14 protein-coding genes are annotated in these 24977 nt (G+C 54.6%); 7 read left to right on the top strand and 7 right to left on the bottom strand.

Features of this window, described 5'->3' with window-relative positions:
• Nucleotides 1-146 precede the first annotated feature (146 nt).
• The 3 genes from Pla22_RS09855 to Pla22_RS09865 all read right to left on the bottom strand — a co-directional run bounded on the left by Pla22_RS09855 (nt 147) and on the right by Pla22_RS09865 (nt 4269).
• A complete protein-coding gene (locus Pla22_RS09855; RefSeq protein WP_146514458.1) occupies nt 147-2459 on the bottom strand; it encodes a glutamine amidotransferase in 2313 nt (770 codons plus the stop codon).
• Between the two features lie 139 nt (nt 2460-2598).
• The gene (locus tag Pla22_RS09860) at nt 2599-3393 is read right to left on the bottom strand and encodes an Fpg/Nei family DNA glycosylase (protein WP_146514459.1); all 795 of its coding nucleotides are present in this window, start codon (nt 3391-3393) and stop codon (nt 2599-2601) included.
• Nucleotides 3394-3495: 102 nt separating this feature from the next.
• Entirely contained in the window at nt 3496-4269 is a 774-nt protein-coding gene (locus Pla22_RS09865) for a tetratricopeptide repeat protein (protein WP_146514460.1), read from the bottom strand.
• Between the two features lie 131 nt (nt 4270-4400).
• Here Pla22_RS09865 and rnhA point away from each other — a divergent pair, with 131 nt between their 5' ends.
• The gene (rnhA, locus tag Pla22_RS09870; protein ID WP_146514461.1) at nt 4401-4859 is read left to right on the top strand and encodes a ribonuclease HI; all 459 of its coding nucleotides are present in this window, start codon (nt 4401-4403) and stop codon (nt 4857-4859) included.
• A 137-nt stretch (nt 4860-4996) separates the two neighbouring features.
• A complete protein-coding gene (locus Pla22_RS09875; protein ID WP_146514462.1) occupies nt 4997-7519 on the top strand; it encodes a DNA gyrase subunit B in 2523 nt (840 codons plus the stop codon).
• A gap of 124 nt (nt 7520-7643) precedes the next feature.
• Here Pla22_RS09875 and proB read toward each other — a convergent pair whose 3' ends face one another.
• Complete coding sequence (gene proB / locus Pla22_RS09880; RefSeq protein ID WP_146514463.1) at nt 7644-8813, bottom strand: glutamate 5-kinase; 1170 nt, start codon at nt 8811-8813, stop codon at nt 7644-7646.
• A 166-nt stretch (nt 8814-8979) separates the two neighbouring features.
• On the opposite strand from proB, the gene Pla22_RS09885 reads away from it, so the two are divergent.
• Complete coding sequence (locus Pla22_RS09885) at nt 8980-10590, top strand: amidophosphoribosyltransferase (protein ID WP_146514464.1); 1611 nt, start codon at nt 8980-8982, stop codon at nt 10588-10590.
• A 106-nt stretch (nt 10591-10696) separates the two neighbouring features.
• Nucleotides 10697-12697, top strand: a complete 2001-nt coding sequence (locus Pla22_RS09890; RefSeq protein WP_146514465.1) for a DUF1573 domain-containing protein — start codon at nt 10697-10699, stop codon at nt 12695-12697.
• Nucleotides 12698-12810: 113 nt separating this feature from the next.
• Here Pla22_RS09890 and Pla22_RS09895 read toward each other — a convergent pair whose 3' ends face one another.
• Both Pla22_RS09895 and Pla22_RS09900 read right to left on the bottom strand, forming a co-directional pair.
• Nucleotides 12811-14532, bottom strand: a complete 1722-nt coding sequence (locus tag Pla22_RS09895; protein ID WP_146514466.1) for a DUF1598 domain-containing protein — start codon at nt 14530-14532, stop codon at nt 12811-12813.
• Nucleotides 14533-14809: 277 nt separating this feature from the next.
• Nucleotides 14810-15571 (bottom strand): arginyltransferase, encoded by a 762-nt coding sequence (locus tag Pla22_RS09900; RefSeq protein WP_146514467.1) that lies wholly within the window; start codon nt 15569-15571, stop codon nt 14810-14812.
• A gap of 321 nt (nt 15572-15892) precedes the next feature.
• On the opposite strand from Pla22_RS09900, the gene Pla22_RS09905 reads away from it, so the two are divergent.
• Both Pla22_RS09905 and ftsH read left to right on the top strand, forming a co-directional pair.
• Nucleotides 15893-16798, top strand: coding sequence for a lipase family protein (locus Pla22_RS09905; protein ID WP_146514468.1), 906 nt, complete (start codon nt 15893-15895; stop codon nt 16796-16798).
• Nucleotides 16799-17261: 463 nt separating this feature from the next.
• Nucleotides 17262-19427: an ATP-dependent zinc metalloprotease FtsH gene (gene ftsH, locus Pla22_RS09910; protein WP_146514469.1), complete on the top strand. Its 2166-nt coding sequence runs from the start codon at nt 17262-17264 to the stop codon at nt 19425-19427.
• 223 nt (nt 19428-19650) lie between these two features.
• On the opposite strand, the gene Pla22_RS09915 is transcribed toward ftsH, so the two are convergent.
• Nucleotides 19651-20760 carry a GTP-binding protein gene (locus Pla22_RS09915; RefSeq protein WP_146514470.1) on the bottom strand — a complete coding sequence of 370 codons (1110 nt, stop codon included), beginning with the start codon at nt 20758-20760 and terminating at the stop codon, nt 19651-19653.
• A 486-nt stretch (nt 20761-21246) separates the two neighbouring features.
• Between Pla22_RS09915 and rpoB the strand changes: the two genes are divergently transcribed.
• Nucleotides 21247-24972, top strand: a complete 3726-nt coding sequence (gene rpoB / locus Pla22_RS09920) for a DNA-directed RNA polymerase subunit beta (protein WP_146514471.1) — start codon at nt 21247-21249, stop codon at nt 24970-24972.
• The last annotated feature ends 5 nt before the right edge of the window (nt 24973-24977 follow it).

The following is a 24977-nucleotide window of genomic DNA, read 5'->3' on the forward strand; positions in this document are numbered from 1 at the left end:
GTTTCAGCAGCGACGAACAAAAATCCGGCACTTGAGGTCTTGAATTCCCGAATCATAGCGAAAGTGGGTGCCACGCAAGAGGGAGTTGGGGAATCTCGGCTAATTCTCAGCAGCTTCCAGCGGTCTTTCCAGCCACTTCGTCGCTGCTAGGCCAAGTTCCATCGTCGTCGCAGAAACCACTCCGTGGAAAGCGCAGCGGCAAAAATGATGAACAAAGGCCACCCAGTGCGAGGGCCATCGCCGAGCCGAGCTTTGTTCACCATTGGCGTTTCGGCCTTTTTTCGGCGAGCCTGGATCGTTTCGAGCAATTCGTCGATTTCACTTGGCGAAAAGGATCGCCCACCTTGGTCGACGGTTTGATTGGCAAGTTGATTCAGAAACACCGGGTCCGCCATGGGACGCGTCAGTTCGAGACTTTGGTCGATCACCTGGAACGCCAACTCGGCCGCCTCGATGTCGTTTCTCGCTGATCGGGTCCGAACTCTCAGTTTGTAGATGCCCGGTGGCAATTCAGGAACTTCACCTGAAATCGCCATCCCTGACGATTCACCTCGAGCGATTCGTGTTGATGCGATCGGTTGAGGTTCCTGGTCCGCTTCGCTCGCGATCACTTCAGCCACGAGTTCGATGTCTTGCTGGTCGGCACCCAGCGACTCAATTGACGCATTGAATTGCGGCGCCGCATCGCCAGTGAATCGCCGCGAATCAAGCTGCAGTAAGATTTTGTCGCCACCGGATTCATCTCGCGAAAGTAACCACAACATCACTTGTCGCCAGAATCGACGATGAGCTTCTGACCGCCCGGCTCGCCACCAACGCCATGTCGAATCGAAAGCGATCGAGGCAACGCGGCCGCGGCCATACCCGCCGACAACCATCAATGGTTCTTCATTGGAAGTCTGCAGCAGCGTATCGACTCCAGCGGCAACCTTGGCGCCGATCCATCGGTTGGCACCCAGTTGCGGCGGCAGCGTTTGCCAAGTTTCCGCCGGAGTGGAGCCACCGAGATCGGTGATAGGGTGTGAACGGGCGAGCCGTATCTGGACGGCGCCTTCGATTTGCGTCTCGGGGTCAACGTCGGCCGAGAACGCTCGACGCCGTGCAGCATCCATCTCGATCGGAAGCACTGCGGCGAGCGGTGAATCGGCGTAACCGCCCACGTCGTACGTATGAAAACCACCTAGCGTTACTAAGCCCGCACCCGCTTCTACCGATTTCGCCAGCTCCGTCCATTGCTGGGTGCTGATCGCGGACGCGTCAAGGTCGCCAATGATGTAGACATCAAATCGGCCAGGTTTGAAAAAATCTTGCAGGTCTACGGGCCAAGCGGATCGAGTGTCTTCAGGAATCCAACGAGCGGTCAGGTCGAGGTCGGGAAATCGTCGCAGCGATCGTCTCAAGAAAGCATATTCCTGGCGAAGCGAACCCTCAATGTAAAGAACGCGACCACCACCTTCGCGAACATCGACGAAGGCAATTTGGCGATTGTTGGTGGTTACGTTCTCTCCGTCTTGCGGATCCGCTTGCACGATCAAGCGATAGGTCCCAGGCTCAGGGGCCATGACGGGAATGCTCATCGAAAGCAAGTCAGTGGCGCGGTCGGATCTTGCTTGTCGAGTGGCAACCTCGTCCAAGTTGCCTTGTTCATCCATCCAAGACACTCGTATCGGGACATCGATGCCCGCCAAGCCTCGTGTGCGAACTTGGAAGTCAATCTGGATTTGGTTGCCGGCGAACATCTGAAAGCTATCGTTGAGCGCGTCGATTGCCACGTCTCGCGAAGCATTCTCGCTTGCGGCTGGTCCGATCGGGATTGTCCAAAGTGGAACTCCAAGCGAATCAAGCGTTTTTGCGCCGCGTGCGGCTCCGCTACCTGAAACGGGAGCCGTTTGCGTTCCGTCGCCCATCATCACGACACCCGCGATGGGTTGGCCTTGGGCGGCCGCGATCGCGGCGACGATGGCTTGGTCCAAATCAGTTGACGAGCCATCGGCGACGAGTGATTGAAGCAACTCGGAATCGCTTCCTGCTGATGCGAACTTTGATTCGCCGCTCTCTGAACCACCGACCAATTTGGATTCACCAGCGTATGTCAGCAATCGAAGCGACAGCGATTCGTCAAGCTTTTTGATTCCAGAGGTTAATTGTTCAGCCGCCTTCGATTGAGTCTTAAAGCGAACACCGCCTTCCCCATCGGGAAGTGTCATGCTTTGAGAGACATCTAGGGCGACGATCAACGCCGCGTCGGCAGGTCGATTGTCCGTCGTAACCAAGGCCGGTCGAAAGCAGGCGACAATGAGAACTCCCGCAGCGACCAACCGCAGGGTCATCAGTGTCCGACGACGGTTTTTATCCGGCGTGGGCGGCGTGACGAGCAAGACCACGGCGACGGTCACGACCACCAATGCAATCGCAAGAGCCAAAGACCCGTAGATCGGTTCGAGGGCAAACCGCGTCAACGTGGCAACCTCGCGTGAGGATAAACAATCGCCGCTTCAATCGGTTGCATCATGCGTAGGGCCGGCGTGAGAAAGGACTCCGTAAAGACAAAGCGTATCCGAGAAAAGCTGCCTGAAACAAGCCGAGCGACATCGTTGCCTAGGATTTCTTGCGTTGGCAGCTTTGGCAAACGTACAGCTTCCTTGCGGCAACCTCGACGGTTTGGATCGCCGAGTTACATCGAGGGCATGACTTCTTGCCGTAGACTCGAAAGCGATCTTTGCCGTCGATCTTTGCTAAAGGCATGCCGGCTTCTTTGGCGGTGACGCTAATGATTTTTCCGTACTTCAAACCCGTCTTCATCATTTTTGTGAGTGATCGCCACAGCTCATCAAACGATGATTGAGAAAGATCACGGCCAACGATTTCAGGGTCGAGCCTCGTTTCAAATAACACTTCGGCGCGAAAGATGTTTCCGACGCCGGCCACTACGGATTGGTCGAGCAGCAATCCACCAATCGGTTTGTTGCTTTTGTGAAACGCTGCCCAGACATCGGACTTTTTTCCACCGGCCAGCGGATCCGGGCCGAGCTTGGCAACAATTTCGTCGCGCATGTCACCGTCGATCACCCGGCACGTGGTGGGGCCGGTCAAATCAAACGTCGTGGAATCGCCTTTGAGTCGCATTCGCACTTGGCCCACGGGCGAAGGCGGGGGTGAGGGTAATTCACGGAACTTGCCATAACGACCCAGGTGGACTTGCACGATCGCCTTGTTGTCGAAGTGGTAGAACATGTGCTTGCCCACCGCCTCGACTCGATCAAGAACTTTGCCCGATACCTTTCTAGCGTCGGCAGCAAATCGTCCCTGGGGGCTGGTGACTTGAAGCTTCTGGTCGGCAAGCATGCCCGTATGTTGCCGAGCGATGAAGTGAGTTTTATGTCCTTCGGGCATGAAGCGTCTTTGTTGCTGGGTGCCCGCAGGCAAAGTGTCATGGGTCGGTAGCGGAATGTGTGCTGCTGCGCGGACTCAGAAGTGGGGTTTCTGTTTGGCGTCTTATTGCTCGGGGACTGGTTCAGGTTCAGGTTCTGGTACAGGTTCTGGTACAGGGGCAAGCGCGGGCTGAGGCTTGTTAGCGACTGAGGATTGGCGTTTCTGGATACGTTCCTCGCGAATCAAGTTCTTCAGCGTTTCGACGCGTTGTTCGAGCTGGAATCGCAGCGATCCACCACTGGCAGCAATCGCTCGGTTGTAGTTTGCGATCGCCACTCGATAGTCACCATCGCTATCGGCACTGATGGCACGATTGAGATGGGATTGCAGTCGTCGGTCCGCAAGGCTCGCTTGGGATTGTCGCAAGTCGGCAAGCTGTTGTCGCCCAATCGCGGCAAACGCGTCCGCACGTTGTTGAAGTTGCGAAACGATCGGCGTCACGCTGGTGACGAACGGTCGGACCGTTCCGGACTGGATGCTGCCGGGGTAACCATCCATCGTGGTCACACCCGCTGATGTCGAACCGAAACTGCGAGTTGAACCTTGAGCGAAGTTAAAGTTCAGTCCACCCGAGACACCACCACCGGCAAAGCCAACTCCGCCGGATAAGCCACCGCCGCCACCCAGTGCTTCGCCAGCGAATGGAGGCAGCATCGGCCCGCCACCGGGGAAGTTGAAGAAGAAGTTGTCGCCTCTTAAGAAACCTCCTACCGAAGAGGATTCAGCGAAAGCGTCACCCGTACTTTGTTGCTGGGACTCTTGGAAGATTAATTGTGCACTAGCTGGCGAAAGAAAAGCAGCACTGAACGACAGCGTTAACAGAGTCAGGCGTAGCATGGTTGGATTCCCCCTTGGATGCTTTACATTTTAGGGGGCGTGCCTAGGTTCACGCGACTGCTAATCTCACTCACCTGCTAAACCCACTCTCCTAGCCGACGCCCCGACGGGACGTCTATTTGAAAGCGCCCATGAAAAAAGTCAGTCTGTATACCGATGGCGCTTGCAGTGGAAATCCGGGGCCGGGGGGATGGGCGTTCATCTTACGATGCGACAAAACCGGAAAAGAACTTGAGCGAAGCGACGGGGAACCCGAGTCGACAAACAACAAAATGGAGTTGATGGCGGTCATTCAGGGGCTCGAAGCGCTCAGTGAGCCCTGCAGCGTCACGCTGTATGCAGATAGTACTTACGTACTTCAGGGCATGAAGACTTGGATGGCAGGTTGGAAATCACGTGGCTGGAAACGCAAAGACGGATCCAAGCTCGTACCGGTCAAGAATGTCGAATTGTGGAAGCGATTGGACGCTTTGATGAGTCAGCACGAGATCCATTTCGAGCATGTCAAGGGTCACGATGGGCACGTTGAAAATGAACGCTGTGACGTGCTTGCGGTGGCTGCCTACCAGCGGTATCTGAAAAAGTCCTAAATCGCTGTTTTTTGCTTTGTTTTTGAGGCTGCCCCTCGTCATAGCCCAATCGCGTTAGGAAGCAAAAAACGGTACAATGGGAACCTACACGCATCGAAGCGTGAAGTTCCGTTTTCCTGGTCTTTTTGCGAATCCTAATGAGCGACGCTCCTCCTGCACCGGCTGCTGACGAAAACACCCCCACGCAAACAGGCCCCACCGCCAATTCGGAGTACACCGACAAGGATTTGCAGCGTCTGTCGGACCTCGAACACGTCCGTGCACGACCGAGTATGTACATCGGCGATACATCCTCGGGCGGCCTGCACCACCTTGTTTACGAAGTCGTCGACAACTCGATCGACGAAGCGATGGCTGACTTCGCCAAGAGCGTTTCGGTCGTCGTTCACACCGACGGTTCAGTGACCGTTGAGGACGATGGGCGGGGCATCCCCGTCACGCCTCACGAGCAACTGACCGAGGAACTTGGTCGCGAAGTCACCACCCTTGAAGGTGTGATGACGATGCTGAAGTTTGGTGGCAAGTTCAAGAAAGGTGCTTATCAAACGTCCGGCGGTCTACACGGTGTGGGTGTGACGGTCGTGAACTTCCTAAGCCAATGGGCGGAAGTGGAAGTGTCTCGGGATGGCTTCACCTGGACTCAGGAATACGAACGCGGTGTTCCTACGGGGCCTGTTCAAAAGGGCCGAGCGACGAAGAAGAAAGGTACCAAGACCACGTTCAAGGCCGATGGTCAGATCTTCGACACGCTTAAGTACAGCTACGACACGCTTTACAAACGGTTGCAGGAGCTCGCCTTCCTGAACTCTGGCGTTCACATCAAGTTCCTCGACGAGCGGAACGGTGAATCGGGCGATTTCAAATACGAACGCGGGCTTGTCGAATTCGTCGAGCACCTCAATCGCGCCTCGGATGTGCTCCACGCAGACGTCATTCAAATTGTTGGCGAAAAAGACGGCGTGCAGTACGACATCGCGATGCAGTACAGCACCGAATACACCGAGAACGTTCAGTCCTACGTGAACAACATTCACACAACCGAAGGCGGCACGCACGTGTCGGGTTTCCGTTCGGCGTTAACGCGAACGCTGAACAACTATGGCAAGAAAGAAAACCTGTTCAAGAACACGGTTCCCTCGGGAGACGATTTCCGCGAAGGCATCACCGCCGTGATTAGCGCTCGAGTGCCAGAGCCGAAGTTTGAAGGGCAAACCAAGACTAAACTTGGCAACAACGATGTCGAAGGCATCATCAACAGCGGCGTCGGTGAAACTCTTGCCAAGTTCATGGAAGAGAACCCCAAGGTCGCTCAATCTATCGTTCGCAAAGGCATGTTAGCGGCCGAGGCTCGTGAAGCAGCACGCAAAGCCAAAGACCTCATGCGGCAGCGAAAAAGCGCACTTTCGGGTGGCGGTTTGCCAGGTAAATTGCGAGATTGCATCAGCAAGAATCGCGATGAATGTGAGCTGTACTTAGTGGAAGGTGACTCGGCCGGTGGATCGGCCGAAGGTGGGCGAATGCGTGATTTCCAGGCGATTTTGCCGCTGCGTGGTAAGATCATCAACGCCTACAAATCGCGTGAAGCGAAGGTGCTTGAGAACACCGAAGTTCAATCCATGATCCAGGCCATCGGCACAGGGATCGGTATGGATCAGGATCTTAACAAGCGTCGTTACAACAAAATCGTCATCATGACTGACGCCGACGTTGACGGTTCGCACATTCGCACGTTGCTGCTTTGTTTCTTTTATCGACAAATGTACGAGCTTGTTGCACGCGGGCACGTCTACGTTGCCCAGCCACCGTTGTTTCGGGTTCAGCACGGAAAGAATCGCTATTACATCCAAAGCGATGCCGAGATGAAGTCTCAATTGCTCGATCGAGGTTTGCAGGACACTGTCTTTGAAGCCGAAGACGGGCGTCGTGTTGAAGGCGAAAAGATGCGTCAACTTTGTACGACGCTTGCGACGATGGAAGACGCCATCAACGCACTTGAGCAACGCGGCATCAGTCTACGGATTCACGCCCAGCGGTTTGATCCCGTGGCCGAGAAATTGCCGTCGCTGTTGCTGACCCATGGCAATATTGAGGAATGGTTCAACAACCAAGAAGACGTCGAAAAGTTCCTTAACGAAAAAGGCTTGGTGCTAGAGTACGACACCGAGGAAGTGGAAGAAGACGAAAGCGGTGAAATGGTTGCCAAGGCACCGGTCGAGCCGCCTGCAAACTTGGCGCACCTGACCGAATTGCATGAAGTCAAGACGATCAACAGCGGCTTGAAAGAGATGCAGACGCTTGGATTCACGATTGACGATTTGATTCCTGTCGAACGAACAGGATCCACCACGGCAAGATTCGAGTTGCTGCGGGGCGAAGACGTTCGTCGACCGCTCGAAGACCTGCGAGCTCTGTTGCCTGAAGTTCGAGCAGCGGGTGAAAAAGGTTTGCAAGTGACGCGTTTCAAAGGTCTTGGTGAAATGAACGCGGAAGAGCTTCGTGAAACGACACTCGATCCTGCTAATCGGACCTTGCTGCGGGTGAACTTGACCGATGCCGGTGCCGCGGACGAAATGTTCCGTTTGCTGATGGGCGACAAGGTCGAGCCGCGACGCGAATTCATCGAAACTCACGCACTCGATGTGCGAAACCTGGATATCTAATTCGCAGCAGTTGCCCAGTGTGACTGCCGATGCTGATTGCTCGCACGCGGGCCGTTGGCCGCGTCTTGCTTAGCACGGATTGGCTAGACGCGGCTGAGCTTCGTGTTCTAGGTCGTCACTGATTCTAGGTTGTCACTAGGTTGTCACGATGAATGACGCACTCGTACGAGCGGTGACCGAGGATCTCGCTGATCTGGTCACTGGGACGACCAAGGATCTTCTCAACTTCGCTGGAGGGATAATTGCAAAGTCCCTTAGCAATTTCCTTGCCGTGGGGGTCATGGATTGCGACCACACCGCCTCGGCTGAACGATCCACTAACGCTCGTGATACCGATCGCCAGCAGGCTGCTGCCTTTATGGAGCAGCGCCTTGACGGCTCCGGCGTCCAGGGTCAGCGTGCCGGTAGCATGGGCCGAGGAACCGATCCAACGTTTGCGGCCGCGGATTGAGTGTTCTTTTTCCGGCAAAAACAGGGTTCCGATGGGGTCGCCGGCTAGGATTTTTTGCAGCACTTGTGGGTCATTGCCCGGTGCAATGATCGCGGGGTGCCCATGGGAAACGGCCATCGATGCAGCTTGCAACTTGCTGGCCATGCCGCCTTTGCTGGTGGAACTGTTGTGAGATTGAGCCATCGCGAGAATTTTCTCGTCGATTACTTCGACTACATCCAGTTTTTTGCTTCCGGGGTCACTGGGGTGGCCATCAAACAAACCGTCGATGTCTGACAAGATGATCAGCATGGTGTCGGACAATAGACCCGCAACCTGAGCCGCCAGCCGATCGTTGTCACCGAAGGTCGTCATCAGTTCGCTAACCGCAACGCAATCATTCTCGTTGACGATGGCGATTGAGTTGAAAGCGTGGATTTGTGTCAGGGCGTTTCGTACGTGCAGATAACCACTGCGGCGTCGCAAATCTGCTGCGGTAAGCAGGACCTGAGCCGCGTGTCGCCCTCGTTGAAACAGTGATTTCTCGTAGGCCTGAATCAACTCGGTTTGGCCGACCGCGGCGACGGCCTGCAACTGAGCGATTCCCTGCGGGCGTTGATCGAGTCCCAATTTCCCCATTCCAGCGCCAACCGCACCACTAGAAACCATGATGGTTTGACGATCGGAATCGGCGATTTCACAAAGTCCGGCGGAAAGCTCGTCAATTCGCTGGCGATTGAGCTTGCCTTCAGGCGTGGTTAGAACCCGAGTGCCGACCTTGACGACGATGCATCGCGTATCGGCTAGGCATTGGGCGCGGAGTGTAGCGGGAAGATTAGGGTCAGGGGACGACGAATGGCTCATGAATGTCAGTGAACAGAAAGTGGACGGTTTCAATTCGCCGCAAGTCGCGTATTCTAGTGACCGTCGGCAGTGACATTGTCGGTAGGATTCGAGGTGCGGGGAAGCCCGCTGACTCTCGGTCAAATTTGTTTTCGGTTAATCTCCGTCCCCAGGAAAAACCTTCGCTATGAGCGAATTGCATCACGAATGTGGTGTCGCGGCTATCTACCATCTGTCCGGCCGTGGCCGTTCGCCGATGTGTACCGACGATGGCCCCCGGCAAATTTCAAGGCTATTGCCTCGAATGCTCTTAGATATACAAAACCGCGGCCAGCTCGCTGCCGGGATGACGACCTACGATCCGGATTTACCGCAACTATTGCGCACTCGCAAAGATGTGGGCTCGGTCACCGAAGTTTTTCGTCTCAACCACAAAGCCAAGGCCGAATCGCTGATGAAGTCCTTGGCCGGTCGTGCCGCGATAGGGCATGTGCGGTATGCGACCTGTGGTGCAGATGATCGCAATTATGCGCAGCCGTTCGAACGCCGGCACATTCACAAACGCAAATGGTTCAGCTTTTGTTTCAACGGACAACTGACCAACTACGAAATCTTGAAAGAGCGGTTGCTCGCCGACGGTGACCATCACCTGACGTTGGGAACGGACACCGAGATCATTCTGCATGAATTCGGTCGTCGGCTTAGCCAATCCAAAACGCGGATGGATTGGATTGATGTGCTACGTCAAAGCGCCGCCGAGTTCGATGGAGCGTATTCGATGGCGGTTCTGACCGCGGAAGGCGAAATGATCGTCGCTCGAGATCCGCTTGGCATCAAACCGATGTGCTATGTCAACGACGGTCCCTTGTTCGCGGCAGCCAGCGAAAGTGTGGCGCTGTTGAATCTTGGATTTTCTGATGACCAAATCAAATCGTTGCCTCCCGGGCATGCGATCATCATCAATCCTGAAACTGGGTTTCGGATGGAACGGTTTGCGGAAGAGCAAACGCCGAAGCATTGTTTCTTTGAGTGGATCTATTTCGCCAATGTGGCCAGCACGCTCGACGATCAAAGCGTTTACCTCAGCCGCACGCGGTTGGGTGAAGAGCTAGCTCGCGCGGAACGCGAGATGAATAAGTTTCCGCTCGATCCCAACGATACGATCATTGTGCCGGTACCCGATACTAGTAAAGCGGCCGCAGACTCGATGGCGTTCCAGCTTGCGATTCCCTGTCGTGAAGGCTTGATCCGAAACCGCTATGCCGGACGGACCTTTATCGAAGGTGGATCCAATCGTAAGGCTAAGGCCGCGACCAAGTACACGCCGCTTCGAGAAGTGCTCGAGGGCAAACGTGTGATCTTGGTGGAAGATTCGATCGTTCGCAGCACCACCATGAACGTGTTGTTGGATCGGATTCGTGAAGTCGGTGGAGCGCGAGAAATTCACGTGCGTGTGGCTTGCCCGCCGATCATCGCGCCATGTTTTTATGGCATCGACATGAGTTCGATTGATCAGTTAATAGGGCCGAAGTACTTTTCCAACCACGGCACGCTGACCGACGAATCTCAGCAGCGATTGGCTGATGATTTGGGCGCGGATTCGCTTCGATACTTGCCTGTTGAAGCAATATCTCGAGCCATTGGTTTGTCCGCAGATCACCTGTGTCAGGCCTGCGTCACAGGAAAGTATCCCACCAAGTGTGGTCAGCATCTTTATCAGATTGCGCTTGATAATCGAGGCAGCAAGATGGATAGCCGAAAGACCTACGAACAGCTCGCCGCCGCCATGGCGGAATAGCAATCAAGCTGCTGATAGTTCTTCAAGAATTTTCTAGGCGTTTGAATCGCTGACCCTTAAACTTAACGCGTGCTTACTTCGTCACGCTCAGGCTGGGGAGATTTCGATGGTATCTGCGAACCGCGTGTTTTGGTTTGAATTGTCTGTATTCGCCTGTTGGCTTCCGGCCGTGTTGGCGGACGAGCCACTTGAGAAAAAGCTCATAGCGGTTGACCCGGAAAGCGTTGGATTGTCTCAGCGCGTGACGAGTTATTGGGTCGCGAAGGTCAATCTTGGAAAGGTCAGCGCGGGTGATTTGCTGTCCTGCACGTTCAAGCTTCAAAATAAGTCTTCGCTAGATGTCGTTGTTGCCGGAACGGATCTGCAAAGTGGATGCAAGAAACTGAGCATCGCTCAAGCTGATTGGTTTTCGGGTGATGATCTCGAAGTGACCGCTCAGATCCAAGTTCCCGAGAGGAATCAGCACACTCTCTTTGTGACCTCCGCCTCCGTCGTATGCGCATCTGAGAACAAGAGTTGGCCCAAGGTCTCCACACAAGTGCAATTTGTGATGGAGATTGCAAACCTATTGAAGTTCAAGCCACCCGTGGCACTGCATTCGGCATCGCAGTCGAGTCCCGTAGAGATCGAGATGCCGCTGCTGTGTACACTCGAAAACCCTGACTTTATCGTTAAGTCAACTGAACCAGCCATCGAGTCAGCAGCAAAGGTCGCCTTCATTGACGATACATGGACGGTCGTAATCAAGCTGCCACCCGCCAAAGAAGGTGTCGAGGGCGACATCGTGGTGATCGACCAGGCTTCGAAGTTATCGGCAGAGGCCAGGGTCAGTGTCCAACGAGACGTCCGCGCAACGATCTCGCCGACGTTCATGCAGGCTTCGGAAGACGCGGATGGCAATTTCTTGATCAACGGAATCTGCCGAGTCCGAGGCGCGGGGGCTGATGCCGAAGCGAGTGCAGATGCTGGCATCGCAGTTGAAGTCCCTGTTGCGGTCCAGTTGACTTACCAAGGCAAAAGTGTTCCCACGAAAGTGACCAATTTGGGCAACGGTGTGGCGAGGGTTTCTGCACGACTGGGCCAAGGTCTAATCGTATCCACCGAGGGCGAACTGACATCGGAAAGGTTGCAAGCGAGTTGGCGAATTTTGGCTGGCAAAGAATCGTGGAACCTTACTTCTTGGTTCGTTTGTCAGCCCCGTTCGCCAAATGCAAATGGCGAGATCAGCGTTCGCGATGCAAGCAGTTTCTTTGAAGGCTGGGGAGCGAACGTTGCCGCGATCAAGAATTATGAACTAGTAGCCCGTTATACGAAACATGCGTCTTACCCCGATGGACGTGATGTCGATGTTGAGCGAACGGTCGTGTTCCGAGCCGACCTGTCATCCAAGCAGTCCGTAAGAGTCAACAAGTATTCCGAGATTGAGGTAACGGCAGATGGAAACGAGTTGCGCAAAGGGCATCTGTCCGTCGACGGAATCAACGACAGGGATTATTGGTCATACTCGCCCAACGACCATTCGGTGAATCGAATGGTCCCTAAGGCGTACATTGACAATCTTCAAAGTAGTGGCATCGAAAATCCACTGGTAGTTGGTCTCAGTAAGGTCGCGGGTTCGTACCTTAGTGCCTCGCCACGCCCGGAAGATCGCATTTCATCTTTTCTTATGCATCATCCCAAGTCGAAATTGCACTTGTCTGAAGATCATGATTTATCGGTGACGCGTTCATACAACGCTGGTGAAGTTGCTTACACGACCAAATGGATGATCGATGGTAAGCGACTTTTGCCGACCCGCTGCGTGTCCCTGTTCGAAGATCGAGGGGTGTCGGGCAAGCTGTCCGACGAGTTCTATACCTGGACTCAAACGAAAGGAATCGATGTTGTTCGATCAGCGTATGGAGATGTGTTGGGGACAATGCAGGTGGGCGACACGTACAAGAATTTCTCGGGTGTCTATGACTGGAAATTTGGTTGGCGAAAGCTCAACGTTCCCGTGGAAGAGTTGAACTTCGCGGTCGAAAACTACGACAGCCAGAAAGAGATCGAGGCGTTGATCATAGACGCGGATGCCTACCTCAAAACGATAGATGACGACGGTGAGTGACGCTGTTGCAAGCGATCGTCTTTTAATCTATCGCTGGTAACTGACTTCCAGTTGTCTCCGTTTGCGGTCTCGCGGTCTCATGGTCTCACAGTCTCTGGCATCTTAGTTCTTGGCTATCGTACGTCCCACCACCAACGGTGAATCAGTTTGGGGCGATCTTCATCGGCGCGAGTCATGCTCGATAACGACGGGTAGGCGTGGAAGGTGCGAGCGAGCGTCAATCGAGGGTTCACCGCAACGCCGCCGCTTGCCATCACGATGTGGTGTCGTTGGCTTCGATGCCGGATGTTGTGTAGCACGGCGATCGTTTCCACTTGCTGAGGAACTCGCGTGTATCGGCTCGATGAGGATGCCATGGATGCCAGAGAATCCAGCAACGCTTGTTGGTGTGGCGACTTGGCAAACTGATGGGCTAGCGCTGCGGCACTTGATGCTTGGAAGACGGATTCAAGTCCCGCATAGATCGGGTAAGTCGCGCGAATGTCGCTCCAGTTTTGGTTGAAGCGTTTGACGAACGCTTCGCTGCGAAAGTCGGTCGTCAGATTGCCTCGGGCTCCGTCCGCCACCGCCCGTTCGTTTTGTCCCGACAGCTTCACTGGCACTCCCGTCATTTCAAACACGATGCGATCGTTGTCGGTGCGGACACTGCGAGCACTGGCCGTAAACCACAGTCGCAACAGAAGGTCGTTGGGCACGCCCTGGGCGATGTACTCGTCAACAATCTCAAGATAGTTGGACGTTTCGCCCGGCATCGGATGAACTCCGAGGGCAAGTTGTTTCATGTGCCGATCGGCTTCGACCATCATCAGGGCCAACGGCGAATCCGCAGGGGTGCCAAAGACTTCGATATTTTGCATCCCGATCGCATCGATCATTGCGTCGGCGGCTTTGCCAATGGGCAGTTCTCTTGATGCAACCTTCGCCGCCGTCGCGGCAGCGGCTTTTAAGCCTTCCGTCGTGGGATCAATCGTGCAGCCAAACGGCGTTTGCTGGCGAGCAGCCAAGATCGTTGTTGCCAGGATGTCCAGTCGGATCGCGGCCAAACCCGTGTCGTGATCGCGGAACCAGCCTTGGTGGAGTTCCGTCCCTGCGGTCTTGCCCAACAACAAGATGTCGTTCTCTTGCACGACCACATATTGAATTGTTGAAAGGCCGGCCAAGTGAGAGAGTGCTTCGCCGGGAACACCGCCGTGCATGATCGCATCGGCCCAGGCATCGCGCAGTCGCCGCAATGAAACACAGCGCAGGTTCGATGCGCTCTTCCAGTCACGCGGTTCGCTTGAGATGTCCAGAGCAGATTGAAGCTGAGCTGAGCGAGGTCGTGCGAGCAGTGTCGCCAAATTGTTGATCGAGTCCGTCGCGGCTAATGTCTCGCAGGTTTGCAGCGTCCCGTTGGGGTCGACGTAAACGCCTTGCGGGTACTCTTGCATTGTTCCCTGGCCGCCCAGTGCATCCCAAGATTCGGGGTCGACTGTATTTTGGATTAAGTCAATCAGCGATTGGAAGTCAGCAAACGAGCTTCCACCGGCTGCGCCTGTTCCACGATTGGTTGCCGAGCTGCTGCTGATTGCGGGAACGCTGCGGGTAGCTTGCGAACGGGCTTCCGAAGATTCGATCTCACGTAGCGTACTGCTTGCCGAACCGGGATTAGCGAAACCGCGTTGGGCCAAGACGATGTCCGCAAGCGCCGCATCTCGGGCATCAGTGGGTAACTGCATCGCTCGATCGAAGGCGGCGCCAAACTCACCGCGTTGCAAATGCTCGGTGACCGGTTCATCAGCGATCGCCACCAGCCCGGTGCCAATGAGCAATAGCGTCGTGAGAATTCGCAGCATGTGAGCACCTAAAGAAAAGTAGAAAAGTTCGGACTGGCGTTTCTGTTGGAACGTTTGACTGGTCAATCACAAAGTCAAACGTCTTTATCGGTTATGTCGACGCGATCGGTTGCCCACTATTGGACACCACACTGCAGCACCGCAACCTACAAGACCGCACGTTGACCTCACCGCAACTACCGAGCCATCAAGCAGATCGCCATTCTAACGGAGCCAAACAGCCACAAAGCAGCGGACTGTTGCAAATTGCGGAAGGCAATCGTTCGATTTCGCCTCGCTATTCTTGTTCACGCTCGCAGCGGTCAAAGGCAATCCATTCACCATCGACAAGCCGCTCTTGCGGCATAAAGCGAGCCTTATAGTTGAGGTGTGCGTTGTTAGCGACGTACATGCCAAGGTAGACGAAGTTCTTTTGGTTGCGACGAGCCCACTCAATTTGTTTCAAGATAGCGTAGGTGCCCAAACTGTACCGGTGATAGTCAGGATTGAAATGCGTATAAACCGCCGAGATGCTCGATGCGCCGATGTCCACGATCGATACAGAAATCAGTTCGTCGGAAAGCCATAACGATAGTTCCTGCGTTTCGCAAAAACTGTCGACCAGAAACGAGCGGTATGATTCCGGCGAGACAACTTCGTCTGGGCTACCCAGTTTTCGTTCGCGACGATGTAGATTGAACAGGTCGGCTCGTTTGAAATCTACCTCAGGCATCTGCCACGTGCACTTCAGCTCGCGATCACCTCGGTTGAGCACTCGTTTCATTGAACGCGTTAAGTCGAACTTCGCCACGTTGACTCGCGTGGGATGGCACTGGGTACAGGTGGGGCATTCGGTGCGATAGGCAAAGTCACCACTGCGACGAAAGCCAAGCGATAGCATTTCATCGATCGCACCCGGTGTCACATTTCCCACTGGTAATCGCAGTGGCATTCGCGCGGTGACATCATCGAGGTACGGGCAGGGTTGGGTCTGGTCTTGGACGACCACAAGCCGGCATTGCTGATGCCGGACCACGTCGTGACTTTTCGGATGGCTCATTGATTTGCCTCCACGCACTTATGCCGCCGAGAGGTTCAGTAAGGGGCGAGTCAGACGGGCGAGTTGGTAGCAGGCGAGTGAGATTGAAAACTCACGTCTGCCAGTTCAACTCATGTCCTAGCCACCCCAGGTTTTCTTTTGCCCGGTTCAACTCGTCTAACGCTTGGCCCGCGTATCGTACCGCCCACGCGATAGCCCCACCCTTGCGATGAGCTTTGTCTTCCAGTGTATAACTAATGATAAAGAAATAACCCCGGAAATGTGGCATGCGGCCGATGATTTTCGCGGGATCCAAGGGAACCATTAGACCAACAATTGCCTGTGATTTTGCGATTTCGTGACCAGCATTCTCGCGAAGATGCCCGCTATTTAGCGACGGCCTGCGACTTGGTTTACCTCGACCCCGATGCTGCGAAAGTTGCATTTGCGGAGCAGCTCGGTTTGACGGGCGAATTGGTGAGCGTTGACAATACGCAGGCATTCGTGGGTGAAAATGACGAATCGATTGTGATCGCGTTTCGCGGGTCGCAAACACCGTCAACTTTGGATGGAGTCAAGGACTGGCTGCTGACCAACGCTCGAAACTTCCTGGTGATTCCCGAGGGGCGAATCGGAACCGATTTCGCTGCAGCGGGTGTGGGAGCTCGCTTTCACCGAGGGTTCATGCAAGCGCTCGATGAGTTGTGGATTCCGCTTTACTCACGTGTCGATGAAGCGTTCGGTCGTAAGGAGCGGCCAGTGTGGGTGACTGGTCACTCACTCGGCGGCGCCCTGGCATTGCTTTGCGCTTGGCGAATGCATCAACAGTTCATTCCGATTCATCAGGTGGTCACCTTTGGTGCCCCGATGATTGGCAATGCAGCCGCGGCGGAGGCTTTCGCGCGAGAGTTTCCTGACCGAATTTTCCGATATGTCGACGCGGGTGATTTGGTTCCTAAATTGCCAATGATGAGTCTGTTTAGCAACGACTACGGTCATGTGCAGCGTGAGGTCGTTGTGGGCAGTTCGGCTTTGGTGACTGCGGCCGGGGTGATAGCAAGCGTTGCGACCAAGGCAGCAGCAGGGTCATCGTCGTCGGCTGCCTCGTCGGTGGTCGGTTCGGGAATTGTTGCCTCCGCACAAGGGGCGATGAGTGGCGAGGTGGTTGACCAAATATGGGCAGAGCTAAGCAAGGGGTTGCCGTCTCACCTGATGCACAACTATCTGAATCGGCTCACCGGCGAGTGAACCCGGCGAGTGAACTTGTTGCTTAGACCCGGTAAGTGCAACAGGCCTGGGCAATTAGTACGGGCAATTAGTACGGGCAATTAGTACGGGCAATTAGTACGGGCAATTAGTACGGGCAATTAGTACGGCTAATTAGTACGAGGAGCCGGCGTGGGCAACCGAATCGCCAAGCGGGATAATCACCATTGCCGCTACATTCCGTTCCGACGAACTGTTCAGGCGGGTATCCGTTGCCCCCAGGGCTGGTCTCGCTAGGATTGGCAACGACACTAAGTGTCCGCTCGTTTTTTGGCTCACTCGGCCAAATGCCAGATCTCAATCGGAGACACTTTTCCTTCGGATGTGCTTTTCCGCGGAGTCTTTTCCTTGACGAGGTCAGAAAATTAGCCACAACAAGAGCGTGGCCCTAAACTGAATATCGTCCTGTTCTCCGGTCCCAGTTTCCTCAAGACCTTGATAGCGAATGTCTGACAATCCTCAGCGAAATTCCAACGATCCCCGACCTGGCGGAAACGTTTGGTTGGTTCTTGCACTGATCGTCTCGGCGGTCATCTTTAGTGCGTATCTGTACGGCAACAACACGCGGCGACTGCGCTATCCCGATTTGATGGCGCTGCTGGAAAAAGAAGCGGCAAGCAACAAGGTGGCAACCAGTGACGCCGCCGCCGCCGGCGCCGCTGCTGATGCTGAAGCCAGGTCCACGTCGAGTGATTCCCCCGACGCTTCGCAAGTGACGACTTCGGAAGCTAGTGATTCGCAAGCCAGCGATTCAGAGCCGATGATTTTGGTTCCGTCGACGAAGAATCCGAGCGTGATGATCGAGTACAGCCAACTGAGCGACATTGAAGTCTCTGACGAGTCGATCACGGGGAACATCGTTTTTCGTGCTCTGGGGAACGAAAATGGCGTCGCGGATAGCGAGCCGAAGGAAGTGCGATTTGAAACCATTCGTGACATCAATAACGATGCTGAACATGCCAAGCTGGTCGAACGGCTGACCGCCTCGGGCGTGACGTGGGACAATGCTCGTCCGAGTCGAATCTGGGAACAATGGCCCCAGCTTCTGATGATCGGCATTCTGGTGTTCTTGGGCATCATGATGCTGCGGCGAATCGGCGGCATGGGGTCACCGATGTCGTTCTCGCGTAGTCGCGGCAAGCTATACAGTCAGGACGAGCTGGCGATTTCGTTTGAAGACGCAGCCGGGATTGATGAGGCCGTCGAGGAGGTTCACGAGATTGTTGACTTCCTAAAGAACAGTGAAAAATACCAATCGCTTGGCGGGCGTATCCCCAAGGGAGTTCTGTTGGTCGGTCCTCCGGGAACTGGCAAAACCCTGCTCGCAAGAGCAATCGCGGGCGAAGCTGGCGTTCCGTTCTTTAGTCTTTCCGGTAGTGACTTTGTCGAAATGTACGTCGGCGTGGGTGCCGCTCGTGTTCGCGATATGTTCCAGCAAGCTGTGAGCCGCGCGCCCTGTATCATCTTCATCGATGAATTGGATGCACTAGGAAAGAGTCGTAGCGCATCGTCGATGGGTGGGCACGATGAACGCGAGCAAACACTGAACGCGTTGTTAGTCGAGATGGATGGTTTCGATTCTAACAGCGGCGTGATTGTGGTGGCGGCGACCAACCGGCCCGAAACGCTTGATCCGGCATTGCTTCGTCCGGGACGTTTTGACCGCCACGTATTGGTTGATCGACCCGATATCAGCGGCCGCGAAGACATATTGAAGGTTCACGTCAAGAACGTGAAGCTCGATGAAAACGTCAATTTGAAAGAGATCGCTTCGATCACTCCTGGGTTTGTGGGTGCGGACCTTGCCAACCTTGTCAACGAAGCCGCGCTGCTGGCGGCCAGAGCGGAAAAGAAGGCGGTTGGGATCGACGAGTTTAATGAAGCGGTCGAACGAGTGACGGCGGGGCTCGAAAAGAAGAGCCGCGTGATGAACGAAGAAGAAAAAATTCGCGTCGCCTATCACGAAGCAGGTCACGCATTGGTGGCTGCGGCACTTCCCAATACGGATCCCGTTCACAAGGTCAGCATCATTCCGCGAGGTTTGGCGGCGCTTGGATACACGATGCAGCGTCCCGAGTCCGAGCGATTCTTGATGACCAAGAGCGAGTTGGAAAGCAATATGAAAGTATTGTTAGCCGGAACGCTGACCGAAGAGATGACATTCCAAGACATCAGTACGGGTGCTCAGAATGACTTGGAGCGATGTACCGAGATTGCTCGTAGCATGGTGATGGATTATGGAATGAGTCGTTTGGGGCGTATCAACTTCCGACGCAGTAACCGCTCCGCCTTTTTGGCTGGCGGTGGCGGTGAAGGCTACCAGATGATGCACAGCGAAGAGATGGCGAAGCTGATCGACAAAGAGGTAGCTCGCATCGTTGAAGACGCGCTGGTGCAGACCCGTGAAATCTTAGAGCAACGTCGAAACGTTCTTGAAGCGGTGACCCAGCGATTGCTGGAGGTTGAAGTGATCGACAATGATGAACTGATGCGATTGATTCAAGTGACTTCTACCGGCCCCTGGTTGGTGCCCGGGACGGTCAATGAAACGCCGAAAGCCAAGATACGGCAGGCTGAAGACTCCGGCGATGCAAAAACAGTGTCGTCGTAGGAAGCTGTGTTTTCTTGCGTCGATCGTTACTCGAGCGTGGGTTTTGTTAGATCCAAGATTCATGTTTTCGCTGGATCTTGGATCCTGTTTTCGCTGGGTCTTGGATCCTGTTTTCGCTGGGTCTTGGATCCTGTTTTCGCTGGGTCTTGGATCCTGATTTCGCAGAATCTTGGCTCTTTGGGATCCTGGCTTTCTTGAGCCTAGATGCGGCAAGGGTGTGTCTTTAAGAGGTCGTCACACGGTGTGTTGGTGTGGGGCGGCCCGGGCGAAGTGAATGAGCGCTTAGGCTAATCGCTTGAGCGTTGTGTTTGCTGGCTATTGCCTTCAGGCTCGATGTGCAGATTGTTTCGAGTTGATCCGGATCCATTGCTACTCGCGCGTTGATAATCACTCTTACTGGGGTGGTGATGGTTCGGCCGGACGCCAGGCCGATGTCGACCGGTGAATCGTTGCTGACCACGTTGGCGACGGCTTGGGTGTCATCAGCGATGATGGATGCTTTGAGGTGTGCGATCTGGCCATCACATGATTCGCTGATCGACCGAGCGACATCGCCGACCAATTCGCCAACGAACGCATCGAGATCCAATTCGCCGGCGGGGGTCACATCGGCGGTCAGGTTTACCCACCCCAGTTCGGCTTCGCCGATCGCGTAAGTGTCGTAATCGATGTCGAGCAGTCGGCGTCCGGCGATCATGGGAGATTCGATATATCCGAGTACTTCGTCGACTCCGGTGCCAGTTTTGGGGCTGACCAGGACGACCGGCACGTCCGGAGCGACTTGCCCCAGCCGATCTCGCAGTGCGTCAGCGGCTTCGCCGGAAAGTTGATCGGCGCGACCAATCATTAAGTAGTCCGCTTCTTCGAGTTGCTTTTGGAAGATGTACTCCGCTTGGGGTGAAAACCCGCTACGGCTGCCTTCTTGCGGCGCTAGGATTTTTTGCCCGTGTGAGGGTTTCAGCAGAACACCAAAGGGAGCCAGCTCGAACTGTTCCCCCAGAAGCTGCTGCAGCGGCAGGATCACGGTAGCGACGAGATCGGTGCAGCTACCGACGGGCTCTGCAATCAGGATTTCGGGCATTTGACCGTCGCCGAGCTTGCCGCATGTTTCCACCAAATTATCGAAGCTGCAGCAAAAGCACGCTCCGGCCACTTCGCCGACCTCGAAGCCGAGTGATCGCAAATTGTGCGTGTCGACTAAGTCCGCCGCTTGGTCATTGGTGACGATTCCAACGGATTTACCCTCATCGGTGTAGCGTTTGGCAAGCTGCCCCACCAAGGTTGTTTTGCCGGCGCCGAGGAAGCCGCCAATCAGGATGAACTTCGTTTTCATGGTGAATTAGTGGGGTATTAACGTGCAGCGGTGGGGCGGGAGTCGCGATGGGACACGGATTATAGCCATGCCTGCTGGGTAAAAAGCACTGAGTTTTGTCAAGTCTTTACGGGGACAGTTGCGCGCCCAGCACAATTCGGGCCAAAAAGTGTCGGGTTGGGCTTTGCAGAAATCAGGTAGTTTGTTATTTTTCGAGGGTGATCATCGGCCAAGTGTTGCGTTCCGCGTCGTCTCCCCTGCTTAACCTACCCGCCAAGCAATCGCGTTGCTGCTGTGGGATTGGGGCTTCTGTGCAAATTTCCAGCGGTTTTTCCGCTGGCTCAAGTTCGACTTTTATCGTGCTTGCGAAACCGCGCTCAACGTCTAGCCATTGGTCGCATCCACGCGCGAACGATTGAACCAAAGTCGTGATCACACTCGACCATTCGCGATCAAAACGCATCCAGATACGCCGTTAACGGCAATCCCCAGGAGATTTCATCCACGATGGCAACCACCAGCAAGCGTCGACTGGAACCCACCGATGTTCGTCACTTTGGCACCGGATTGGGAGGCAATTTCGAGCTTCCCGACCTGACTGCCCTGCAGACCGCTTCGTATGCCGAGTTTATGCAAGAGGATGCGGATCCTCGTAAACGCAAAGACCATGGCCTGGAATCGGTGCTTCGAGAGATTTTCCCAATCAGTTCTTACGATGGGAATACGACTCTGGAATATCTTTACTACGAGCTTGGTAAACCTCGCTACACCAGTCAGGAATGTCGCCAGCTTCGTTTGACCTATGGTCGTCCCCTGCGGATCTGGTTGCGCCTCAATCGTGAAGAGCCGCTTGAGGAAGAGGTGTACCTTGGTGACCTTCCGATCATGCTGGGTGGTGGTGAATTTATCATCAACGGTGCGGAACGCGTCGTTGTTTCGCAGTTGCACCGAAGTCCCGGTGTCGACTTCGTGCTCGAGCAAGATACGACGACCGATCGTAAGTTGCCTTCGTGCCGCGTGATCCCTGAGCGAGGTTCGTGGATCGAAGTCAACGTGACGAAGAAGGATGCGCTTACCGTTCGGATTGACCAAAGTGGTAAGTTCGCGGCCACGACGCTGCTTCGTGCAATGGATCCGAAGTACTCCACCGACGCGGATATTCTCAACGCGTTCTACGAAACCAAAACGGTCAAGATTGCTGGCGCTAAGACGGCGACCAAGATCGAAGGCATGATTGCCGTCGATGACGTGATCTATCCGAAGGAATCCGAGCGTGCCGGCGAAATTATCGTCGAGGCCGGATATAAGATCACGAAGGAAGTTTCCGAGACGATCTGCACCGCTGGCGTTACCAGTATCGATGCGATGGACTCACCCAAGGTTCCTTTGATCTTCAATACGCTTGCCGATGACAATACGGCCAGCCACGAAGAGGCGCTGCTGCGAATCTACCAACGTCTGCGTCCCGGTAACCCGCCGCAGTTGGAAAAGGCTCGCGTCTTGTTCCAAGAGAAGTTCTATGATGACAATCGTTACCGCTTGGGTCGCGTTGGTCGTTTCCGTTTGAACCGAAAGCTTGACCTTGGTGTCGCTGAATCGGAAATGTGCCTTCGTCCCGACGACATGATCGCGGCGATTGATTACCTGATGAAGCTGTTTGATCCCGACAGTGATGCCGAGATCGACGACATTGACCACTTGGGTAATCGTCGGTTGCGCACGATTGACGAATTGGCCAGCGAAGAGCTCCGCAAGGGCTTCTTGAAGCTGCGTCGAACCGTCCAGGAACGCATGTCGATCAAGGATGCGACGGATATGTCGCCTCGTTCATTGATTAATCCCAAGAGTGTTTCAGCGGCGATTGATTACTTCTTCGGTCGCGGCGAACTTTCGCAAGTGGTTGACCAGACGAATCCATTGTCTCAGCTCACTCACGAACGCCGCCTTTCGGCTCTCGGTCCAGGTGGTTTGAACCGTAAGCGAGCGGGCTTTGAAGTTCGCGACGTTCACATTTCTCACTACGGCCGTATTTGTCCGATCGAAACGCCTGAAGGTACAAACATCGGTCTGATTTCGTCGCTGGCTATTTTTGCTGGCGTCGATGACTACGGATTCTTGATCACGCCTTACCGCAAAATCAAGGAAGGCAAAGTCACCGAAGAAACGGTTTGGTTGCGTGCGGACGAAGAAGGTGATGCCTACGTTGCACCGGCGGATACCGAAGTCGTCAACGGAGCGTTGGTCGCTGGGCCGAACATGATTGCTCGGTTCCATAGTGACTTCCAGATCGTTCAACCCGAAGAAGTGACCTACATGGACGTCGCTCCTGCTCAGATGGTGGGTGTGTCGGCCGGGTTGATTCCGTTCCTCGAGCACGATGACGCTAACCGTGCTTTGATGGGATCCAACATGCAGCGGCAAGCTGTTCCGTTGTTGGTTGCTGAACCACCGATCGTCGGTACGGGCATGGAACGAGAAGTCGCGCGTAACAGTGCGATGGTGGTGCGTGCTCGACGGGCCGGAAAGGTTACCTATTGCGATTCGACTCGAATCGAGGTCGGCAGCGATCATTACGACCTGAAGAAGTACCAGGGCCTCAACGAACGGACCTGTCAAAACCAGCGTCCTATCATCAATGTCGGCGACAAGGTCGAAAAGAACCAAATCATCGCCGATGGTGCCGCCACCCAGAACGGTGAGTTGGCATTGGGACGCAATGTCTTGGTCGGCTTCATGTCGTTCGATGGTTTCAACTACGAAGATGCGATCATCATCAGTGAAGAACTCGTTCGGAACGACACCTACACGTCGATTCACATCGAAGACTTCGACGTTGAAATTCGCGAAACCAAGCTCGGTCGTGAAGAGTTCACTCGGGATATTCCCAACGTTTCTGAAAAGGCCCTTCGCAATCTGGATGATGGCGGTGTGGTTCAGGTTGGTACCTATGTCAAGCCAGGCGATATTTTGGTTGGCAAGGTGTCACCTAAGAGCAAGACTGAGCTGACGCCTGAAGAAAAACTGTTGCACGCCATTTTCGGTCGTGCCGGTGAAGACGTGAAGAACGATTCGCTGGAAGTTCCTTCGGGCATCGAAGGTATCGTGATCGACACTCAAAAGTTCTCTCGCCGTATGAGTCTTTCCGAAGACGAGCGGAAGGAATTCGAGCGTGAACTGAAGGAATCCGAATCGAAGGGCAACGACGAAATTGCTCATACGTTCGGAGACCTTGTTCGCGAACTTGAAGAGGCTGCGGGCATGAAGCTGAAGGATGCGACCGGCACGCCTTTGGCGGACGGACAAGATCCAAAGTTTGTCGCTGAGCGTGCGACTTCATTCCGTATCGATCACATTCTCGACCAAGTCAAGAATGATGATAAGAAGAAAGAAGTCGAGCGAGTTTACAAGACTCAGTGGCCAAACGTGGAAGCCGCGATCGACAATCGTGACCGCAAGCTCAACTCAATGAAGCGTGGTGACGAACTTCGCAGCGGTGTGTTGCAGATGTGCAAGATCTACGTCGCAACTAAGCGAGTGATCAGCGTTGGTGACAAGATGGCTGGACGGCACGGAAACAAGGGTGTGATCGCCAAGATCTTGCCTGTCGAAGACATGCCGTTCCTTCCCGATGGAACACCGATCCAAATCATGCTGAACCCACTGGGCGTTCCTTCGCGAATGAACGTGGGGCAGATTTTGGAAACCCACCTCGGTTGGGCTGGTGCGAAGTTGGGCTTCCAAGCGATCACGCCTGTGTTCGATGGTGCTACCGAATCCGACATCAACAAGTGTCTGGCGGAAGCTGGTTTGCCTGCTCACGGTAAGATTCGTTTGACCGATGGTCGGACGGGTGAGCCTATGGAGCAGGAAACAACCGTTGGCTACATCTACATGTTGAAGCTGCACCACTTGGTTGACGACAAGGTTCATGCTCGTTCGACGGGACCATACTCGTTGATCACTCAACAACCTCTCGGTGGCAAGGCTCGCTTCGGCGGACAACGTTTCGGCGAGATGGAAGTTTGGGCACTCGAGGCTTATGGTGCCGCTTACATCCTGCAGGAATTGCTGACGGTCAAGTCCGACGATGTCGAAGGCCGAACCAAGATCTACGAATCGATGGTCAAGGGCGAGAACACGCTCGAAGCCGGTACGCCAGCTTCGTTCGATGTGCTTACCAACGAAATTCGTGGTCTGGCTCTGAACATGCAACTCGAGAAGAGACCTATTTAGGTGTT

It is taken from the genome of Rubripirellula amarantea (assembly GCF_007859865.1).
Lineage (GTDB): Bacteria > Planctomycetota > Planctomycetia > Pirellulales > Pirellulaceae > Rubripirellula > Rubripirellula amarantea.